The sequence below is a fragment of the Stenotrophomonas sp. NRRL B-14846 genome (assembly GCF_050473585.1).
Lineage (GTDB): Bacteria > Pseudomonadota > Gammaproteobacteria > Xanthomonadales > Xanthomonadaceae > Stenotrophomonas.
Genome location: NZ_JBFLUN010000022.1, coordinates 2461182 through 2476378 on the forward strand (window position 1 = coordinate 2461182; position 15197 = coordinate 2476378).

Consider the following 15197-nt stretch of genomic DNA (forward strand, 5'->3'; position numbering starts at 1 on the left):
CACGGCCCGCTGCGTCAGCGGTGCTGTGCATCACCTTGCGAGTGGAGAGATAGGCTGGACCCGCACGGCGCGTCTCACGACGGCCAATGTGTGGGTATCGCTGCGACCGTGACTACCGGGCGCTGGCCGAAGAACGTGGTAGCGGGAGGTGGATTCGAACCACCGACCTACGGCGTATGAAACCGTCGAGCTGCCGGACTGCTCTATCCCGCTAATAGAAAAACCCCCGGCCAGCGCAGACTGACCGAGGGTTGGGGAAGCTGGCAGCAGGGGGAACTACGCCAGCGTGGGGAAACGTAAGGGATAGGGGTGCGCCAGGTCAAGCATGTTGAACCTATCGGCCAAGCAGGCCGGCCAGCGGGTGCGGTTTGCCCGACGGTGCGCCCTTGGTCCTGCGTGCAGCCTTCTTCGGCTTGGCGACGCGACGGTCGGCCAGGCACTCGAGGAGGTAATGCTCGGGGTACGGTATCGACCCACCTTGCCCAGCCCAACGCTCGAGCGACCGCACGCTGCACCCCAGGCGCTGCGCCACCGCTGCGTAGGTGAGGCCCGTCCGCTGGATGAGGGCGCGAGTGTGACCGCTGCTCGAGTCGTAGCCTTGGCTGGCGTCAGGCTTGTTCATCGGCGGTCTCCTCGCGCACACGTGAGGTGGGCACCAACGGTTTACCTGTGTCGGCGCGCGCCGGGGCGAGCGGCATCACCATCGGAATCCCGTCAAAGAGTCGGGCGCCGTTGGTCAAAGCTCCAATGAAATCAAGGTCGTCGGCATCCTGTAGCGATGCGCCATGGGTGGTCTTACTCATGGCGAGCTGCCTCCGCTACCCGGTCCAAGAGGGCCGGATGAACCACCACGGTGTCAGGAGAGGACAGCAAACCCACCCGGTGGGAAGCCACCATGTAGAGACACGGCACCTGCCTGGTACCGAACCGCTTGAGCCACTTCTTGCTGATGCGTCGGTGGTAGGTGGGCGAGTGCTTCCCCTTCACGTGCGGACGGACTGGCTCGGTCTTCGTCGCCATGGGGGACACCAGCACCGGCATGCCCATGTACGTGAGCTGCGGCTCGGCCATCACAGCGCCCCCCTGTAGCTGGGCAGGGCCGCATGCAGCCCCCTGTATGCCTTGTCGCGTGCGGGGCCGCTGCCGTTGCTGGCGAGGTAGACCTTGGCCTGCTCAGCGGCCAGGGCCAGGCGGTCGGCATCGGCGATGGCATTGCGGACCAACTGGGTAGCGGGTGCATCTGCACCGTGGGCCTTGGCCATCCCGTTGAGCATCGCCTGCAGCACCCCACGGATGGACACTGGGGAGGCGTCCGCTTCGGATGCGGACGGCGATGCGGACGGATTCGGGACGCCATTGAGATCGGCCAGCAGGCGCTCGGCATGTGGCAGCAGTTCGTCGCCGTGCACCTCGGCACACACGATGCCGCCAGGGGAGGTGATCCTGTGCGTGGCTCGGCCGAGCGAGGCGTATGGCTTGGTCGTGAGCTTGTAGTGGCCGCTCATCGGGTCTTCCTTTCCGGCAGCGGGCCGGCGTAGTGGGTGATCGGGATAGCGCGCATGCCATCGCGCCACTGGGTGAGGCCTTGGCTGGCGTACATGACCATGGGCTTCTGCCCGTAGCCCCACGTCAGGTACCAGCCGCCCTCGGGCACGGGCCGGGCCGCCTCGTACAGCGGCAGGCTGATCTCGCGATCCATCAGCTCACCTCCACGTGGCGCCGCAGCGCCTGTTGCCGCCGGCGGCGGCTCACCGGGATCTGACCCACGGCCTGGTGCGTGTGCGTTGGTCGGCGCGGGCGGGTGGTCCACAGGTGATACAGCAGCGCGCCGGCAGCGGCCGGGCCGATCACCACCACGATCAGCAGCAGGGCCGACTCAACCATTGCCGGCCTCCTTTGCTGGGTTCACCTGGTGCTGGTAGTGATCGTGGGCGCGGGCCAACTCCGACCGCAGGTAGTTGAGCCACCACGCGGTGTCCCCTCCCCCCACGTCGCTCAGCAGGCCGGCGTCGTAACGGTCAAGCTGCAGCGCCTGCACATTGCCCACCGCCTGGCTGTCGATCAGGGCCGGCTGATTCGGGTGCGGGGTCCAGTGCGTGTGGTAGCCGGGCCAGTCACTGTCGTTCGGCGTGCCAGCCCAAGCCGGCTCCCCCGCCCACCCCCGGCCACACCACGCCCACCACAGCACGTTGCCATCGTCTTCATGCCACTCCGCCAGTGCACGCGCGATCAGCGGCAGCGGCTGCACCAGGTCCACGGCCTGCGCGGGCGGGGCGGTGAAGTACCGCGTGCCCACTGGGAATTGAAGGAGTGCGTGCAGCCCAGCGTCGGGGTACACACGCAACCTCTTCACTCCACCAATCTCGACAACTTCCGCCACCGGCTCCCCCACCGGCTGGCGGGCGGCGAGGGCTGCTTGCCACATGGCCCAATCCTGCGCCGTGCGCGCATTCGTGTAGTAGCCCTGCGCATCACGCTCGAAATCACCACCGCGATACGCCTCAAACTGCGCACGCGCATCCTGACCACCCGGGGAGGGCTGGGCGGAGAGGGCGGCTTGCCAGACCTGCCATGCCGTCCCCGCACAAAGAGCCATGAGCGGATTCCTGCTAAGGAATGCCTCAAACCGTGCCCGCTCGGCCTGATCCCCCAGCCTCACCCTCCCACCGGGCTGCGCGTGGCCACCGCCTTCCTGTTCTTTCAGCAGCGGCAGTGCCGCCTGTACGGCGGTGGTCAGATTCCGGCGTAGCGTGGTGCCGGTAACCTCGCGGAACCCACCCTCCTCGAGGTCTGAGGCGATGGCGTTGACGAAGCGCTCGAGGTTCGGACCGTTCATGGCTCACCTGCCTTCGTGATCTGTGCCTCGACCCACTCACGCATCCGGGTCCACCGGGCCTCTGGCGTCTCTTTGTCCCTGCGCCACTCACCATCATCGTTCTCGTGGACGATCTCCGCCGCCATCGCCTCTGCGATCCCGAAGGCTTGGCTCACTGCAGCGCGGTCGGTGGGATCCAACCCGGTCATATCCAGGCCACGCTTGGCGCCGATGACTCCCAGCGTGCAGTGGCAGCCGCTGGCATCCTGCAGCTCCTCGGCGATGAGGCGCTTCTCGGGCATCGCGTCCAGCGCATCGCGCAGCTCGATCAGGAACTGCTGCCCGCGCCTGCCCCGCAACGCCGAAGCAACGGCGCCGCGCCAGCAGATCAGCGGCCAGGTGTCGCAGTCGTCGCTGTATCCGCTGCGGCTCATGCGGCACCGCCTTTGACGCGGGCGAGGGCTGTGCGCTGGGCGGTCATGTCCTCGTTCGAGATCATCCACCAGCCGCCGCCGGCCTTCCTGCGCGCCCTCTCGGCGATCCGCTTGTCCGCCTCGATCAGCTCGGCGACTGCGGCGCGGGCCTTGAACAAGTCGTCTTGATAGGCCACGGCTCGCAGGTCACCAGATGCCTTGACCATCAGGCCGGCGCTTTCGATGGCGCGATCCAGCACCGCCAGCACATCGACAGGGGCGCTCATGCGGCACCGCCCTGGGCAGCGACGCCCGCCTTTGCCACCTCGTAGTCGCTAATGCGCTTGACCATGCTCTCGAGCGATTCGAGCTGATGGGCCACGAGCTGGTAGCAGTGCCGGCCGATACGCACGTAGCGGTGGTACAGACCGCCGCTGTAGGGCTCGCGTGGGGTGAACGTCTCGATGTTCTCCACGTCCAGCACCAGGTGCCGGGCTGGCTGCATCACGCTGAGCTGGTCCGCCCAGCGCTGCGAGCTGATCTCCTGCACGTCAATGTCGACGCCAGCAGCGCCGGCGCGCAGCAGCTCCAACTCCGGTGAATGGGCCACTTCGAAGGCGCGGAACGGTGCAACGTCGCCTTCACGGTGGGATTGATCGATCGCTCGTGCCAAGCCGGCCTCAAGGCTGGCCAGCCTGGTCGCCTGAGCGAGCGTCAACGCGGGAGGGTGTCGCATATTGAACCTCATGGGCGTGTGTTGGTGGGTCCGGGCCAGCGCCCGGCGAGGTGAAGCGATCCCGGCTTCGCCGGGCGGTGGTGGTGGGGGCGTCATCGGGCCTCTCCTATGGCCCAGCCGAGCACGAAACCCAGGCCAAGGCCGATCAGGCCGAATACCGCGGCCATTTCCCACACGTACTGTGTGATCCAGGTCGCAGGCTTCGTGTCGTCAGTCATCACGGATCCCCGTGGGAGGCGCGGAACGCGTCGATGGCATCCACGAGATTGCCGGCCGCATCGCACTCGTCCCCAAGGTCGCCCCCATCGGGGTCGTGCAGCACTTCATACAAGCGGTCGCGTGCCGCCATGATCGTCTGCCAGTTGTCGTCACCCATGTTCAGGTGCTCGCACAGGCCGTCGATACCCTCTTCGTCAAGGGAGGTAAGGTCATCGTTGCCACCGGTTGCGATCTCGTGGATCTCGTCGCTACGGTTGTCCGGATTACCTTGGCCGTGCTGCTGGTAGAACCGCAGCGCGGCGAGGATCGTGGCGGTTTCCTCCACCTGCAAGAACACGGCGGCGCCCATCACAGCACCTCCCCGAGCGCGTCAGCAAGGTCGCCGGCGCCAGTCAGTGCGTTACCCAGGTTGGTCGTGTAGTCGCTCACCACGTCCCACCCATCGTTGCCATAGACAAGGTGCACCCAGCCGACGCGGGTCATCTTGGGCGCATACGCAGGGCCTTCGACGTTCAGCAGATACAGGCGGTCCTCATCGGTCTGCATGATCGCCGCCATGACCGTGCCCGCGTCGCGGGTGCCGGTCACCGAGAGTTCTTCACCGTTGTGAACCTGGATGGCGTAGCCCTCAGCGATCAGGTCCGACACAGCCTTCCGAATCACTGCGCGCTCGATCAGGATCCGCTCACGGATCTGATACTTCCCCGCTGCCGTCAGATCGTGCTCTGCCATGAAGGCGGCGTCGTCGGCATGCTGGAAGTGATTGGTGGTGGCCTGTGCGCGGATGCTTGCCAGCAGTTCCGCCACGGCAGTCGAGGAAACCTCATGGTTCGACATGTTAAACCTCATGGTCTGTTAAAACCCGCCTCCGTGGCGGGCTTGCTGCGCAGACTACGCCGCCCTTTTGGCGGTGTCAACATGTTGAACCTAAATTTTTCTACACCGCCCGCATTCAGTCGTCGCGGAGCTTTGCATTCACCATGCGCGCCCCTCTGTGCTCGAGTTCCCGCAACAATGCCAAAGCGCCCTCATGCAGCGGATTCAACTCGTCGCGAAAGGTCGCCTCCCGGATCTGCACAGCCTTGGCCCGGCGATGCTTTCCCCAGGGCTGCACGCCTGTGCCCTCGCAGTCCTCGCACAAATGCCACTCGAAGCCGACCACCTTGCCCTCCTGCAATACCGGCTTGGCTACCTCACCTGGTCGGCCAAAATCCCGACACACCGGGCAGTGGTGCGGGTTTCTGTACTCATCGATGACCGCCCTCGCCCATCGTTGAAGAAACGCAGGCTCCCCCACCTTGGCGAGGGTCTTGGGTGCCAGCACCTTGCGCGCCCGACCGGACAGTGCCCGCGCCAGTAGCGACGCGATGCCAAGGAATGCCTCTGTTTCGCTGGGCTTCTCTACCGGCATTCGCTCGATGTAGAAGCGGGGCTTGCCGTCGACTGGTGGCAGTGGTCGCTTCACCTCTCGATGGCCGACCACGCGCATGGGCCCTTCGATCCTCGCAGGCCACCACCGCAGGCACAGCACATCAACTGCCAGCGCTTTCCGGTGATCGCCGCCGGCAACTGCCAGCGCGTTCGCGATGTCGATGGCGGTCAGCTCTGGCTGGCCCGTACCGCGTGACCCGGCCACCTGCAGCGGCAGGCTGCGCGGGCTGAGCCTCGCCATGGTCTTTCCGACATTCCTGCTCACGCCGCCTCTCCCGTCAGCAGCGCCGTCTGGCGCGCAATGAGGTAATCGTCGCTTCCGAATGTCTCGTGGAACGTGCGTGACCCTTCGGCCAGACTGGGGCCGAAATACTCGCGCATCCGCGCGTGCGTCCAACCGTCCACTTCGATGCGCCCGCGATGATGCCAGAGGCATCCGGCGTAACCGTGCGCATGGCTGATGCGGATGTTCCCCGACTTCACGTGGTTGTAGTCGCTGCAGGTGGCCACGTGCTCAAGCGGCATGCGCCCCATTTCCGACCAGATCAAGCACGGGATGCACACCGTCACTTTCGCCTCATCAACGCGTGCTGCCTCAGACTTTCTCATCGCCCTGTTTCCAGGGCGCCGCTTCTTCTTGAAATTCCGCATGATCCCCACTCGCTATAGGTGTCGCATGTTAAACCTCGAGGGCCAAATAAAAGAGCAGCTCCTCCCGTGCTGCCAACCAGCCTTCGCATACCACTGCCCGATACCCCTGCTGTTGCAACCTGGTCAACCAGCTTCGCTGCGCTGTTGAAACCTCGGGCTTTCTCCCCAGGTCCATTCGCGTCGCCTTCAACTCGATGCGCAAACCGTGATATTCGCCCCGCGCCACATCGAGAACCAGATCGGGGTAGCCGGCGCGAACGCCTTGTGCTTTCAACCTGGCCGCCTCGAGCTTCCCTCGCCGTCCGCCGTTCGGAACGTGCATCAGGTACTGCAGGTCAGGTAGCTGCGCGCTCGCTGCCGCCACCCAATCGAACAACGCTTTCTGATGCGCATCTTCCGGGTGACGCGGGCGAGTGCCCGCGCCTCCTCGCATCGTGTTTCCACCGATCAACTGCTGATCTCCAACGCGGTAGCGGCTGCGCGAATACGCCCCGCGATGCGCTCATTGCTCGATGCCGCGCTGACCGTGCACACGAAGCCAGGCGCTGTCAGGAGCTGGCTGTAGTCAGGGTGGTCCGGGCCCACGGCCTCCAACATTCCATCCGCGTCAATCGTCACCACCATGGGCGCTCCGCCGCCAAGATCCGCAGCGGTGCGGGCGAGGTTGGCCGCGACCAGCCAGATATTGCCGAGCTTGAACGATGGTGGGTGCTCAATTGCGTTGTTCATACGGTACTACCCCTGTCTGTTGGTTCCTTGGAATTTGCCGTGCGCAGCAGCACCGACCGAGCAGTGCTCAGTCGGAATCACCACGCGAATCGCCGGCACGCAATAATCCATCTTTGCCCATGCTTTCAGCTTCGCTCGGCGACAGGCCAAGCGTGGCGCTGATGTCAGCAAGGTGCTTGCGCATCTGCTCTCTGGTTGCCGGCTTGTGCGGCCGGCCTTTCGGCGCTTCCAATTCGCCCACCACGTGCGGCAGGGGTTCGCCCCGCATTACCGCTTCCTTCGCCACGTCGTATGCGTCACGCAGCATCCGCTCGGCATCACGTGCCGATGCAGCGCGGTAGGCATAGACATCCAGGTACCGCCAAACCGCGCGAGTGAACGCGGAGCGGAATTTGAAATGCTTCGACAGCTCGAACTTCACCCGCCCCAGGCTGGGCACGCCCAGACACATCGCGCGGAATCGCGGAGCGGACGGCGGGAAGTCACTTCCTTCAACTCGGCAGGCCTCCAAGCCGGAATCGATCTGCTGCCGTGACATACCGGCGAGAGTCAGCCCCCACTCACGCCCGGCCGATGACCGAGGATTGGCGCCGTAATCGCGCTCCCAGGTTGCGCCGTACAGGCCGCCCATCCGGAGCCACAGGTAGTCAACGATGTCATTCGATACGGTCGGCGCGGCCCTCGATGTAGCCGTCTGCGCCCCAGCCTCGCTGCTGATCTCCCTCGCGTCCCGCGCGAACTGCCGCCTCGATCCGTTCGACGGCACTACCTCTCCGATTCGTTGCATGGCTCACTCCCTGTGGAGGTGGATTCTGGCGTTCGGCGTTCTCACGCCGTGCGATAGCGACTACGTAGGTCGCGGGCTTCCCGCGACACTCAGCCCACCCGGCGATTTCCAGAACGTGCTCGACCGTGACACCTTCGGCAGCCGCTGCAATCAGGTCGGGCGTGTAGCTGGTGCATCGGAAGCCAAGCCGGTTGAGCGCGATGGCCATCGGCGCCGCAGGGCTCAGAACGGGCGCCTGGTCTTCCGCATGCCCCTCGAAGTAGCCCTCGCGTGGCGGTGGTGGCGGTGGATCGTCCAGCCCCCCAAGGGGTAGCTGATTACCATCTGGAGTAGAAGAATCTCCTCTCCTCTTTTCTCCTCTGGTCCGCTTCCCGTCCGCACCGCCTGCGGACTCCCTCCGCTCCGCGCGCTTCCGGTCCGCGTCCTGCGCCCGACGCCGGGCCGATGCGCCGTTGTGCGTGTCGAACTCAGGCAGCACAAGGCATCCCGGCTTGCTGTCGTCCAGCCAACGGACATCCAACATGGCACCAGCCATGCCGGGTAGGCCGATCAGCTCGTCCACCAGCTCCAACGTGTAGCCCTCAAGCACGCCATCGGTGGTGTGCTCGTCAAACAGGCACCACACCGCATGCAGTCCGCCAACGACCCGCAATCTGTCCGTTTTCAATGCGGACGCCATGCGGACAACCTTGGGGTGCCTTCCAAGCCCGGTGCGTACCTTGATCCAGTCGCCAGCCATGTCATTCCGCCCGCACAACTGCGTGGATGTTCAGGGCAGCCAGCAGCGCGGCGAACTGGTCGATACCCTGCAGCATTCGGCCGACCGTGGCGGCCGAACACCCGAGTTGGCGCGCCACGGCACGCTGGGACACGTCGCGGACTCGGCGGCGGATCAACAATGCGTTGCTCACTGCGTTCACTTCCCCGCAACCGGGGTTCCGAGGCGGTCCTGCATCGCTTCCATGCGGGTCCGCCCCGTATCTGGGTCCAGCACTGCTGCCTGCAGGTCCGGGTGCTTTTCGAGGAGCTGCCGCGCCCGCAACTCGGGCACGAACTCGCCCCATTGCCGGATGGCCTGGCGGGTCAAGGGTGGAGAGAAGGCGCGCGCGACTTCGCCGCGATTGCCGCCGAAGTAAGCGAGCACATTTGAGGTGCGAAGGATCGTTGACATGCCGGAAAGGAAAGCACGCTTGTCGCTAGGTGTCAACATGTCACACCTTGCCCGGCGTATCGTTGCTACCTATGACCACGAGCCGACCCCTGCGCACCGCTGCGCCGTCGAATCCCCGCACCCAAGGGGAACGCATACGCTTCGCCCGTATCAGCGCCAACCTGTCCCAGGAGCAACTGGGCATGCAGGTGAACAAGGCAGGCGGGTCCAGCGTTACGAAGTCGCTGGTCAGCCAGTGGGAACGCGACGGCGTGAAGAACCCCACCAACGACAACCTGTTCGCCATCGAGGCGGTAACTGGCTTCTCTGCCCAGTGGATTTCCAGCGGACGCGGACCGCAGAAGGCAAAGGCGGCCTCCACCGTTCGACTTGATACGCATGCGCTCGAGCGCGCGCTCGCCGCCGCGCTGCCGGACAACGGCAAGCACGCGGACCTGGCCCAGGTGGTGGCCGGCCTGTACGACGTGTTGATGGACACCCCGGACGTATCCGACAAGACCCTCGCCAGCTTCGCCTCGGCACTGGCGCGCCGGATCTGATTTAGAAAAATCGAGCCGGGGGGTTGACGCCTCGGCGGAAAGCTGTATTGTCGCAGGTGTCACATGTTGAACCTTGCGAACCATGACGCCACCAATCGACGGCGCTCGTCTCATTCCTGACGAGGCGCCAAGCACGTATTACGCACGCAGCCTGGACGTGGCCAACCACACCGGCCTGTGCCATATCGGGCGCTCCCCCGCCCACTTCCGGTACTGGGTGGAAAACCCTCAGTCCGATGGCGACACCAAGGACTTCGCGTTCGGTAGAGCGTTCCATTGCGCGACGCTCGAACCTGACGTGTTCAGTCGCACCTATGCGGTGATCCCTGCAGGTGCACCCGCCCGCCCCACTTCGCGGCAACTCAACGCGAAATCGCCAGGTCGCGAAAGCCGCGCTGCGCTCGACTGGTGGGCGATGTTTCTCGCCGGCCACGAAGGTCGCACGTTGGTCAGCGTTGATGACTACGACCGCTGCCAGCGCATGGCCGAGAGCATCCGTTCGCACTCGGATGAAGTGGCGGGCCTGCTGGTTGGTGGGATTCGCGAGGCGACATTGCGATGGCAGGACGATGAAACCGGCCTCGCGTGCAAGGCACGTATCGACAACTACGAGCCAGGCCTGTTCATGCTCGACCTCAAGAAGACCCGTGACGCCAGCGAGGAGGCCTTTGCACGCTCCATCGCCAACTACCAGTACGACCAACAGGCCGCTCACTACTGCGCGGGAGGTGCCGCATGCGGCACCCCAGTGAAGCATTTCATCTTCCTGGCCTGCGAAGACACTCCGCCGTATGTGTGCCAGCCCTACTACCTGGATCCCATGGCCGAGCAGCGCGGCATGGGGTTGCGTAGGCGGCGTATGCGCATCCAGGCCGAGTGTCTGCGTACCGACCGCTGGCCGGGCTATGCCACCAGCTTCCGACAGATTTCCCTCCCCAGCTACGCCTACTACGGCACCGACGAGGTAGCATGACCGATTCCACACAATCCACTGCGCTTTCCCCGGCCCGAGAAGCCGCCAGCATCGAACGTGGTTTGGCCATGGACGCCACCAGCTTCGAAGGTGTGCACACCGTTTTCAGCCACGGCAACGCCTTCAACTTGGCCGTGAAGATGGCAAGCATGTTGTCGGATTCCACGGTGATCCCGGCCCCGTACCAAGGCAATCCCTCCAACTGCCTGATCGCCATCGACTACGCCGCACGTCTGCGCGTGTCGCCGGTGATGCTGATGCAGAACATGGACGTGGTGAAGGGCCGGCCAGGACTGCGCGGCGCATTCCTGATCGGCCTCATCAACGCGTGCCCACTGTTCAGTCGAATCAAGTTCGAGTGGCGCGGCTCCCCCGACGATGGCACCGGGCAGCCTACTGGCGACTACGGCTGCCGCGCCTACGCGACCGAGATCGAAACGGGCGATGTCCTGCAGGGCACGTGGGTGGACTGGGCGATGGTCATCGGCGAAGGCTGGGACCGCGATAACGGCAGCCAGAAGTCGAAGTGGAACACGCTCCGCGACCAGATGTTCCAGTATCGCGCGGCTTCCTTCTGGTCCCGCACGAACGCCAGCGACGTAACGCTCGGTCTGCACACGGTCGAGGAGCTGGATTATCTCGAGAATGCTCCGGGTTACGCACGCGAGTCGCCTTCTCCTGTCATCGAACACGACCACGACCGGGGCATGCCCGGCCTGCTGGATGAACTTGCGGATCGTGCACGCAGCGCTGCCGCGCACATTGATCTTGCGGAGCCAAGATCGCCCGCCGAAGACGAGCCTTCGGCGCCTCCGACCGACACGGCGCCAACCAAAGACGCACAGCCGAAAGCGCGCAGCGGACGCCGAATCATTGAGTAACTGCGCCCACAAGGTTTCACATATTCAACCTACAGAATGCAGGAGCAATTATGCGTATCACCGGAATTACCGTATCCAACTTCCTTGGCCTTCCCCACTTTCAGCACGCCCTTACTGAGCCTGTCTTGTTCGTCGCTGGCGGGAATGGCGACGGCAAGTCCAGCTTGCTGCAGGCCGTCCGCTTCGCCTTGACCGGCGCAATGCCCCGAGGCGTCACCAGAGTTGCGGACCGCAACCTGCTGCTGACCGAGGGTGCCAGCAAAGGCTATGTCCAGGTGGAGGTCGACGGAAACCCGCTGCGCCGCACCGTGTCCACGGCAAAGCTTACGGGTGATGCTCCGGAAAGCCCGCACCTCGACCTCTGCCTCGAGGCATCACAGTTCGCACGGCTGGATGACAAGGATCGCCGGAAGTTGCTCTTTGCCATCGCCGGTGTAAAGGCGAATGGCGAGGCTGTCTCCGAGCAGATGAAGGCCCAGGGCATTCGCGCTGACATCATTCAAGACCTGTTGCCACGTCTGCGCGCCGGGTTCGAGGCGGCGGCGGCCCACGCTCGAGACAAGGCCACTGAAGCGCGCGGCGCTTGGCGCGCGGTGAGCGGTGAGAACTACGGTTCCACCAAGGCGGAGGGCTGGGCCGCAACGGTTGAGGTCGAGGAGCCCGACCAGGCCGCCATTGACGAGCACGCCGCTGCCATCGCTGATCTCCGGGCGCGCGTGGCTCCGCTGCACGCGGCGATTGCCAAGGTTGAAGCCATGCTGCCACCGGACAAGCTGGCAGAGTTGCAGGCGCAGTCCGACGGTCAGGGTAAAGCAGAGGGCGACCTCGCCATGGCCCAGCAGGTGTACGACGACACGGCGGCAGCGGTCGCAAAGCTGCAGGTGCAACTGCAGCCCGGTGCCAGTGGCGGCGTCCCATGCCCATGCTGCGGAAAGTCGATCCGGATCGATGGGCAGCGCCTCGTCGCCGCCACCGAATCCGACGGCACCGACGTGCAGAAGGTGCGCAACGACCTCGCCGCCGCCAAGGTGCGGGCCCATGACGCCAACACGCAACTGCAGGTTGCTCGCCGGGCACTCGCCTGCGCACAGGCCGCCGCGTCCACGCTGGCCAACCTTCCCGAAGCTCCCACCGACGAGGAGCTGCGCGCACCGGATCTGCTGGCTGATGTGAATGAGTTGCTGCAGCAGCACGAACGCGCACACCGCGCCCTCCTCGATGCTCGGGCACAGCACGAACGTGCGAAGCACCGCACTGAACAGGCCGCGCGCCATCACCATGATGCGGCCGCATGGAAGCTGGCCGAGGAGAACCTGGCACCCGAGGGCATTCCCTCGATCCTGCTGGCCCGAGCGCTGGACCCGGTGAACGCCACTCTTGCCGCGGCCGCTTCCGTCGCCGGCTGGCGACCCGCAGCCGTCACCCGCGACATCACCCTGACCTACGGCGGCCGTCCCTACGCGCTGGTTTCCGAATCTGAGCAGTGGCGAGCTGACGCCATGTTCGCGGCCGCCATCGCAGAGCTTGCCGGTGCCCGCATCCTGATGCTCGACCGCTTCGACGTGCTTTCACCACTGGCGCGCGGGGATGCACTGGATTGGATGGATCACCTGGTGGCGGAAGGCCATGTCGACACGGTGATCGTCGCAGGCACCTTGAAGGAACGCCCCGACCTGGGCGAAGGCGTGGATGTTGTCTGGCTCGGCGCCGCCGCATAGCCCCTTCCTGTGCACACGAGGTATCACATGCGAAACCACGAACCAGCGTGCCGACAGCTCGCGATTGATTTCACGCCTGCGCTCGAACGCGCACAGCTCGGAATGGAACGCGCGGTCAACCACGCCAACCGGGTTGAAAGCGAGTGGAGCGGACAGGCACTGGGATTGCTGGTCGCGTTCGCCCGCCAGCACGCCGAGCCTTTCCTCATCGAGGAGGCGAGGCGCTGGGCAGAAGCAAATGGGCTGCCGCCGCCACCAGACGCACGGAGCTGGGGCGCCGTGACTAAACGCGCATCGATCAAGAAGCGCATCGAGAAGGCCGGCGCAGCCCCGGCGGCCTCATCCAACTGTTCCCTCAAACCCCTTTGGCGCTTCCGCGCCTGATTGGAGATCAACGATGTCCCTGATTTTCTTCTACGACACTGAAACCACCGGCCTCCCAGCTTTCAGCGAACCGTCCGACGCCCCCCACCAGCCGCACCTGGTGCAGGTCGCCGCATCGCTGGTGGATGCGACCACCCGTAAAGTGATCTCGTCCATCGATGTGCTCGTAAAGCCCGACGGCTGGACCATCCCCGAGGAAGTAACTCGCATTCACGGGATCACCAACGAGCAGGCCGAGCAATGTGGCCTTGACGAAAGCCTTGTGACCGAGCTGGTGCTCGACATGTGGCGGTTGTCGGATGTCCGCATTGGCCATGTCGAATCTTTCGATGCCCGGATCCTCCGAATCGCGTTGAAGCGCTATGCGACCGCAGAAGTCGCGGACGAATGGAAGGCAGGCACCGCGCAGTGCACCGCCAAGGCGGCCAAGGCGCTGATGGGCATGACCAAGAATCCGAAGCTGATCGACGCGCACAGGCATTTCCTGGGGCGCGAGTTCGACGGCGCTCACACAGCCCACGCCGACATGGTGGCGTGCCGTGAAATCCACTGGGCCATGGCCGACCACGAAAACGCCTGACGCGGCGAGAAGGGGAATCACATGTTCTTTCGCAATTTGACCATGTTCCGCGCGCCGCAGATCACGATGTTCGAGCTGCAGGATGGCCTCGAGGCATCCGCCCTCAAGCCGGTCGGACCGCTGGAATACAACTCCGCCGGCTTCGTGTCGCCTTTCGGCCGCGGTGATGGCGAGCCGCTTTCCCACGAGGTCGCTGGGGCGCTGTGGCTGACCATCGGCGAAGAAGAGAAGATCCTTCCGGCCGTCGTCGTCCATCAGATGCTGGAGCGCAAGCTGGCCGAAATTGAGGAAAGCGAGGGGCGCCGACCAGGTGGCCGCGAGCGGAAGCGTATCAAGGACGATCTACTACACGAGCTGCTGCCCAAAGCATTCGTGACCTATCGGCGGAACGACATGTACCTCGACCACGCGCGCGGCGTGGTGTTTGTCGACACGTCCAGCCGCAAGACCGGCGAAAACATGATGTCCGCCATCCGGGGCGCACTCGGATCCTTCCCTGCCATGCCGGTCAACGCGGAGGTGTCCCCCCGTGCCGTTCTGACGGGCTGGATCGCCGGCGAGCCGTTGCCCGAAGGGATCAGCCTCGGCGAGGAAGCGGAGCTGCGTGATCCCGTACAGGGCGGCGCAGTGGTGAAGTGCAACAACCAGGAGCTGCGCTGCGACGAGATCGACAAGCACCTGGACGCCGGAAAGCAGGTCACGAAACTGGGGCTCGTGTTCAGGGATCGGTTGTCGTTCCTCCTCGGTGAGGATCTGACCGTTCGCAAGCTGCGCTTCCTCGAGGGGGCTGTAGATCAGCTCGATGTCACTGACGTGGACAGCCGGCGGGCCGAGATCGATGCCCGGTTCGTGCTGCAGGTCGGTGAGGTCGGCGCGCTGTTCGACGCCCTCGAGCAGGCATTCCGCCTGACCCGCTACGTCTGATACGCCGGCCGCGCCGGCGGCCGGCTCCATGGAATTTGGAGAACCCACATGCTCATCCTCACGCGCCGCGCCGGCGAGTCCATCGTCATCGGCGAGAACATCCGCATTGTTGTTGCCGAAATCAGGAACGGCCAGGTCCGCCTGGCGTTCGACGCACCGGCAGAAATCGAGATCGATCGCACCGAGATCCGAGCCAAGAAGGAGGCAGCACGATGAACGCTGCCAACCTCATCGATACGTTGCTTG

The 15197-nt window shown here is 64.8% G+C and carries 29 protein-coding genes and 1 tRNA gene; 8 read left to right on the plus strand and 22 right to left on the minus strand.

The window, feature by feature from the left end; genetic code table 11:
• Positions 1-136: 136 nt before the first annotated feature.
• The 22 genes from AB1281_RS13615 to AB1281_RS13720 all read right to left on the minus strand — a co-directional run bounded on the left by AB1281_RS13615 (position 137) and on the right by AB1281_RS13720 (position 8991).
• Positions 137-213, minus strand: a tRNA-Met gene (locus tag AB1281_RS13615).
• 121 nt (positions 214-334) lie between these two features.
• Positions 335-622 (minus strand): hypothetical protein, encoded by a 288-nt coding sequence (locus AB1281_RS13620; protein ID WP_430346161.1) that lies wholly within the window; start codon positions 620-622, stop codon positions 335-337.
• Positions 609-803: a hypothetical protein gene (locus tag AB1281_RS13625; RefSeq protein ID WP_430346162.1), complete on the minus strand. Its 195-nt coding sequence runs from the start codon at positions 801-803 to the stop codon at positions 609-611. Before AB1281_RS13625 ends, AB1281_RS13620 begins: the two co-directional genes overlap by 14 nt.
• Positions 796-1071 carry a hypothetical protein gene (locus tag AB1281_RS13630; protein ID WP_040007346.1) on the minus strand — a complete coding sequence of 92 codons (276 nt, stop codon included), beginning with the start codon at positions 1069-1071 and terminating at the stop codon, positions 796-798. The genes AB1281_RS13625 and AB1281_RS13630 overlap by 8 nt, the downstream gene beginning before the upstream one ends.
• A complete protein-coding gene (locus tag AB1281_RS13635; protein ID WP_040007344.1) occupies positions 1071-1505 on the minus strand; it encodes a hypothetical protein in 435 nt (144 codons plus the stop codon). The genes AB1281_RS13630 and AB1281_RS13635 overlap by 1 nt, the downstream gene beginning before the upstream one ends.
• Positions 1502-1699 carry a hypothetical protein gene (locus AB1281_RS13640; RefSeq protein ID WP_008268603.1) on the minus strand — a complete coding sequence of 66 codons (198 nt, stop codon included), beginning with the start codon at positions 1697-1699 and terminating at the stop codon, positions 1502-1504. The genes AB1281_RS13635 and AB1281_RS13640 overlap by 4 nt, the downstream gene beginning before the upstream one ends.
• Positions 1699-1884, minus strand: a complete 186-nt coding sequence (locus AB1281_RS13645; protein WP_040007342.1) for a hypothetical protein — start codon at positions 1882-1884, stop codon at positions 1699-1701. Before AB1281_RS13645 ends, AB1281_RS13640 begins: the two co-directional genes overlap by 1 nt.
• The gene (locus AB1281_RS13650) at positions 1877-2836 is read right to left on the minus strand and encodes a hypothetical protein (RefSeq protein ID WP_430346163.1); all 960 of its coding nucleotides are present in this window, start codon (positions 2834-2836) and stop codon (positions 1877-1879) included. Before AB1281_RS13650 ends, AB1281_RS13645 begins: the two co-directional genes overlap by 8 nt.
• Positions 2833-3249 (minus strand): hypothetical protein, encoded by a 417-nt coding sequence (locus AB1281_RS13655; RefSeq protein WP_180853778.1) that lies wholly within the window; start codon positions 3247-3249, stop codon positions 2833-2835. The genes AB1281_RS13650 and AB1281_RS13655 overlap by 4 nt, the downstream gene beginning before the upstream one ends.
• Positions 3246-3515 (minus strand): hypothetical protein, encoded by a 270-nt coding sequence (locus AB1281_RS13660; RefSeq protein ID WP_430346164.1) that lies wholly within the window; start codon positions 3513-3515, stop codon positions 3246-3248. The genes AB1281_RS13655 and AB1281_RS13660 overlap by 4 nt, the downstream gene beginning before the upstream one ends.
• Positions 3512-3964: a hypothetical protein gene (locus AB1281_RS13665; protein ID WP_430346165.1), complete on the minus strand. Its 453-nt coding sequence runs from the start codon at positions 3962-3964 to the stop codon at positions 3512-3514. Before AB1281_RS13665 ends, AB1281_RS13660 begins: the two co-directional genes overlap by 4 nt.
• Positions 3965-4056: 92 nt before the next feature.
• Positions 4057-4182 (minus strand): hypothetical protein, encoded by a 126-nt coding sequence (locus AB1281_RS13670; RefSeq protein WP_430346166.1) that lies wholly within the window; start codon positions 4180-4182, stop codon positions 4057-4059.
• A complete protein-coding gene (locus tag AB1281_RS13675; protein WP_430346167.1) occupies positions 4182-4532 on the minus strand; it encodes a hypothetical protein in 351 nt (116 codons plus the stop codon). Before AB1281_RS13675 ends, AB1281_RS13670 begins: the two co-directional genes overlap by 1 nt.
• On the minus strand, positions 4532-5020 hold the full coding sequence (locus tag AB1281_RS13680; protein ID WP_430346168.1) for a hypothetical protein: 489 nt from the start codon (positions 5018-5020) through the stop codon (positions 4532-4534). Before AB1281_RS13680 ends, AB1281_RS13675 begins: the two co-directional genes overlap by 1 nt.
• Positions 5021-5135: 115 nt before the next feature.
• Positions 5136-5879 (minus strand): hypothetical protein, encoded by a 744-nt coding sequence (locus AB1281_RS13685; RefSeq protein ID WP_164085188.1) that lies wholly within the window; start codon positions 5877-5879, stop codon positions 5136-5138.
• Positions 5876-6223 carry a Ref family recombination enhancement nuclease gene (locus AB1281_RS13690; RefSeq protein ID WP_430346169.1) on the minus strand — a complete coding sequence of 116 codons (348 nt, stop codon included), beginning with the start codon at positions 6221-6223 and terminating at the stop codon, positions 5876-5878. The genes AB1281_RS13685 and AB1281_RS13690 overlap by 4 nt, the downstream gene beginning before the upstream one ends.
• 70 nt (positions 6224-6293) lie before the next feature.
• Positions 6294-6716 carry a VRR-NUC domain-containing protein gene (locus AB1281_RS13695; RefSeq protein WP_430346170.1) on the minus strand — a complete coding sequence of 141 codons (423 nt, stop codon included), beginning with the start codon at positions 6714-6716 and terminating at the stop codon, positions 6294-6296.
• Entirely contained in the window at positions 6713-6994 is a 282-nt protein-coding gene (locus tag AB1281_RS13700; RefSeq protein WP_040007336.1) for a hypothetical protein, read from the minus strand. The genes AB1281_RS13695 and AB1281_RS13700 overlap by 4 nt, the downstream gene beginning before the upstream one ends.
• Before the next feature lie 67 nt (positions 6995-7061).
• Complete coding sequence (locus AB1281_RS13705) at positions 7062-7625, minus strand: hypothetical protein (RefSeq protein WP_164085186.1); 564 nt, start codon at positions 7623-7625, stop codon at positions 7062-7064.
• A 25-nt stretch (positions 7626-7650) separates the two neighbouring features.
• Complete coding sequence (locus AB1281_RS13710) at positions 7651-8460, minus strand: hypothetical protein (RefSeq protein WP_157635924.1); 810 nt, start codon at positions 8458-8460, stop codon at positions 7651-7653.
• 61 nt (positions 8461-8521) lie between these two features.
• Complete coding sequence (locus tag AB1281_RS13715) at positions 8522-8692, minus strand: helix-turn-helix domain-containing protein (protein WP_180853785.1); 171 nt, start codon at positions 8690-8692, stop codon at positions 8522-8524.
• 5 nt (positions 8693-8697) lie between these two features.
• Entirely contained in the window at positions 8698-8991 is a 294-nt protein-coding gene (locus AB1281_RS13720) for a Cro/CI family transcriptional regulator (RefSeq protein ID WP_040007332.1), read from the minus strand.
• Between the two features lie 32 nt (positions 8992-9023).
• Here AB1281_RS13720 and AB1281_RS13725 point away from each other — a divergent pair, with 32 nt between their 5' ends.
• The 8 genes from AB1281_RS13725 to AB1281_RS13760 all read left to right on the plus strand — a co-directional run bounded on the left by AB1281_RS13725 (position 9024) and on the right by AB1281_RS13760 (position 15167).
• On the plus strand, positions 9024-9491 hold the full coding sequence (locus AB1281_RS13725) for a helix-turn-helix domain-containing protein (RefSeq protein ID WP_083797325.1): 468 nt from the start codon (positions 9024-9026) through the stop codon (positions 9489-9491).
• 157 nt (positions 9492-9648) lie between these two features.
• Positions 9649-10464, plus strand: coding sequence for a PD-(D/E)XK nuclease-like domain-containing protein (locus AB1281_RS13730; RefSeq protein ID WP_430346171.1), 816 nt, complete (start codon positions 9649-9651; stop codon positions 10462-10464).
• Positions 10461-11345: a hypothetical protein gene (locus AB1281_RS13735; RefSeq protein ID WP_430346172.1), complete on the plus strand. Its 885-nt coding sequence runs from the start codon at positions 10461-10463 to the stop codon at positions 11343-11345. Before AB1281_RS13730 ends, AB1281_RS13735 begins: the two co-directional genes overlap by 4 nt.
• A gap of 50 nt (positions 11346-11395) precedes the next feature.
• A complete protein-coding gene (locus tag AB1281_RS13740) occupies positions 11396-13063 on the plus strand; it encodes an AAA family ATPase (RefSeq protein ID WP_430346173.1) in 1668 nt (555 codons plus the stop codon).
• Between the two features lie 27 nt (positions 13064-13090).
• Positions 13091-13447 (plus strand): hypothetical protein, encoded by a 357-nt coding sequence (locus AB1281_RS13745; protein WP_157635919.1) that lies wholly within the window; start codon positions 13091-13093, stop codon positions 13445-13447.
• A gap of 13 nt (positions 13448-13460) precedes the next feature.
• Complete coding sequence (locus tag AB1281_RS13750; protein WP_430346174.1) at positions 13461-14027, plus strand: 3'-5' exonuclease; 567 nt, start codon at positions 13461-13463, stop codon at positions 14025-14027.
• Between the two features lie 21 nt (positions 14028-14048).
• Complete coding sequence (locus AB1281_RS13755) at positions 14049-14951, plus strand: recombination-associated protein RdgC (RefSeq protein ID WP_430346175.1); 903 nt, start codon at positions 14049-14051, stop codon at positions 14949-14951.
• Positions 14952-14999: 48 nt separating this feature from the next.
• A complete protein-coding gene (locus AB1281_RS13760; protein WP_430346176.1) occupies positions 15000-15167 on the plus strand; it encodes a carbon storage regulator in 168 nt (55 codons plus the stop codon).
• The last annotated feature ends 30 nt before the right edge of the window (positions 15168-15197 follow it).

Coding starts and splice junctions, on each gene's coding strand:
- AB1281_RS13620 (WP_430346161.1), bottom strand. CDS start 622: ATGAACAAGCCTGACGCCAGCCAAGGCTACGACTCGAGCAGCGGTCAC.
- AB1281_RS13625 (WP_430346162.1), bottom strand. CDS start 803: ATGAGTAAGACCACCCATGGCGCATCGCTACAGGATGCCGACGACCTT.
- AB1281_RS13630 (WP_040007346.1), bottom strand. CDS start 1,071: ATGGCCGAGCCGCAGCTCACGTACATGGGCATGCCGGTGCTGGTGTCC.
- AB1281_RS13635 (WP_040007344.1), bottom strand. CDS start 1,505: ATGAGCGGCCACTACAAGCTCACGACCAAGCCATACGCCTCGCTCGGC.
- AB1281_RS13640 (WP_008268603.1), bottom strand. CDS start 1,699: ATGGATCGCGAGATCAGCCTGCCGCTGTACGAGGCGGCCCGGCCCGTG.
- AB1281_RS13645 (WP_040007342.1), bottom strand. CDS start 1,884: ATGGTTGAGTCGGCCCTGCTGCTGATCGTGGTGGTGATCGGCCCGGCC.
- AB1281_RS13650 (WP_430346163.1), bottom strand. CDS start 2,836: ATGAACGGTCCGAACCTCGAGCGCTTCGTCAACGCCATCGCCTCAGAC.
- AB1281_RS13655 (WP_180853778.1), bottom strand. CDS start 3,249: ATGAGCCGCAGCGGATACAGCGACGACTGCGACACCTGGCCGCTGATC.
- AB1281_RS13660 (WP_430346164.1), bottom strand. CDS start 3,515: ATGAGCGCCCCTGTCGATGTGCTGGCGGTGCTGGATCGCGCCATCGAA.
- AB1281_RS13665 (WP_430346165.1), bottom strand. CDS start 3,964: ATGCGACACCCTCCCGCGTTGACGCTCGCTCAGGCGACCAGGCTGGCC.
- AB1281_RS13670 (WP_430346166.1), bottom strand. CDS start 4,182: ATGACTGACGACACGAAGCCTGCGACCTGGATCACACAGTACGTGTGG.
- AB1281_RS13675 (WP_430346167.1), bottom strand. CDS start 4,532: ATGGGCGCCGCCGTGTTCTTGCAGGTGGAGGAAACCGCCACGATCCTC.
- AB1281_RS13680 (WP_430346168.1), bottom strand. CDS start 5,020: ATGTCGAACCATGAGGTTTCCTCGACTGCCGTGGCGGAACTGCTGGCA.
- AB1281_RS13690 (WP_430346169.1), bottom strand. CDS start 6,223: ATGAGAAAGTCTGAGGCAGCACGCGTTGATGAGGCGAAAGTGACGGTG.
- AB1281_RS13700 (WP_040007336.1), bottom strand. CDS start 6,994: ATGAACAACGCAATTGAGCACCCACCATCGTTCAAGCTCGGCAATATC.
- AB1281_RS13705 (WP_164085186.1), bottom strand. CDS start 7,625: ATGGGCGGCCTGTACGGCGCAACCTGGGAGCGCGATTACGGCGCCAAT.
- AB1281_RS13710 (WP_157635924.1), bottom strand. CDS start 8,460: ATGGCGTCCGCATTGAAAACGGACAGATTGCGGGTCGTTGGCGGACTG.
- AB1281_RS13720 (WP_040007332.1), bottom strand. CDS start 8,991: ATGTTGACACCTAGCGACAAGCGTGCTTTCCTTTCCGGCATGTCAACG.
- AB1281_RS13725 (WP_083797325.1), top strand. CDS start 9,024: ATGACCACGAGCCGACCCCTGCGCACCGCTGCGCCGTCGAATCCCCGC.
- AB1281_RS13735 (WP_430346172.1), top strand. CDS start 10,461: ATGACCGATTCCACACAATCCACTGCGCTTTCCCCGGCCCGAGAAGCC.
- AB1281_RS13740 (WP_430346173.1), top strand. CDS start 11,396: ATGCGTATCACCGGAATTACCGTATCCAACTTCCTTGGCCTTCCCCAC.
- AB1281_RS13745 (WP_157635919.1), top strand. CDS start 13,091: ATGCGAAACCACGAACCAGCGTGCCGACAGCTCGCGATTGATTTCACG.
- AB1281_RS13750 (WP_430346174.1), top strand. CDS start 13,461: ATGTCCCTGATTTTCTTCTACGACACTGAAACCACCGGCCTCCCAGCT.
- AB1281_RS13755 (WP_430346175.1), top strand. CDS start 14,049: ATGTTCTTTCGCAATTTGACCATGTTCCGCGCGCCGCAGATCACGATG.
- AB1281_RS13760 (WP_430346176.1), top strand. CDS start 15,000: ATGCTCATCCTCACGCGCCGCGCCGGCGAGTCCATCGTCATCGGCGAG.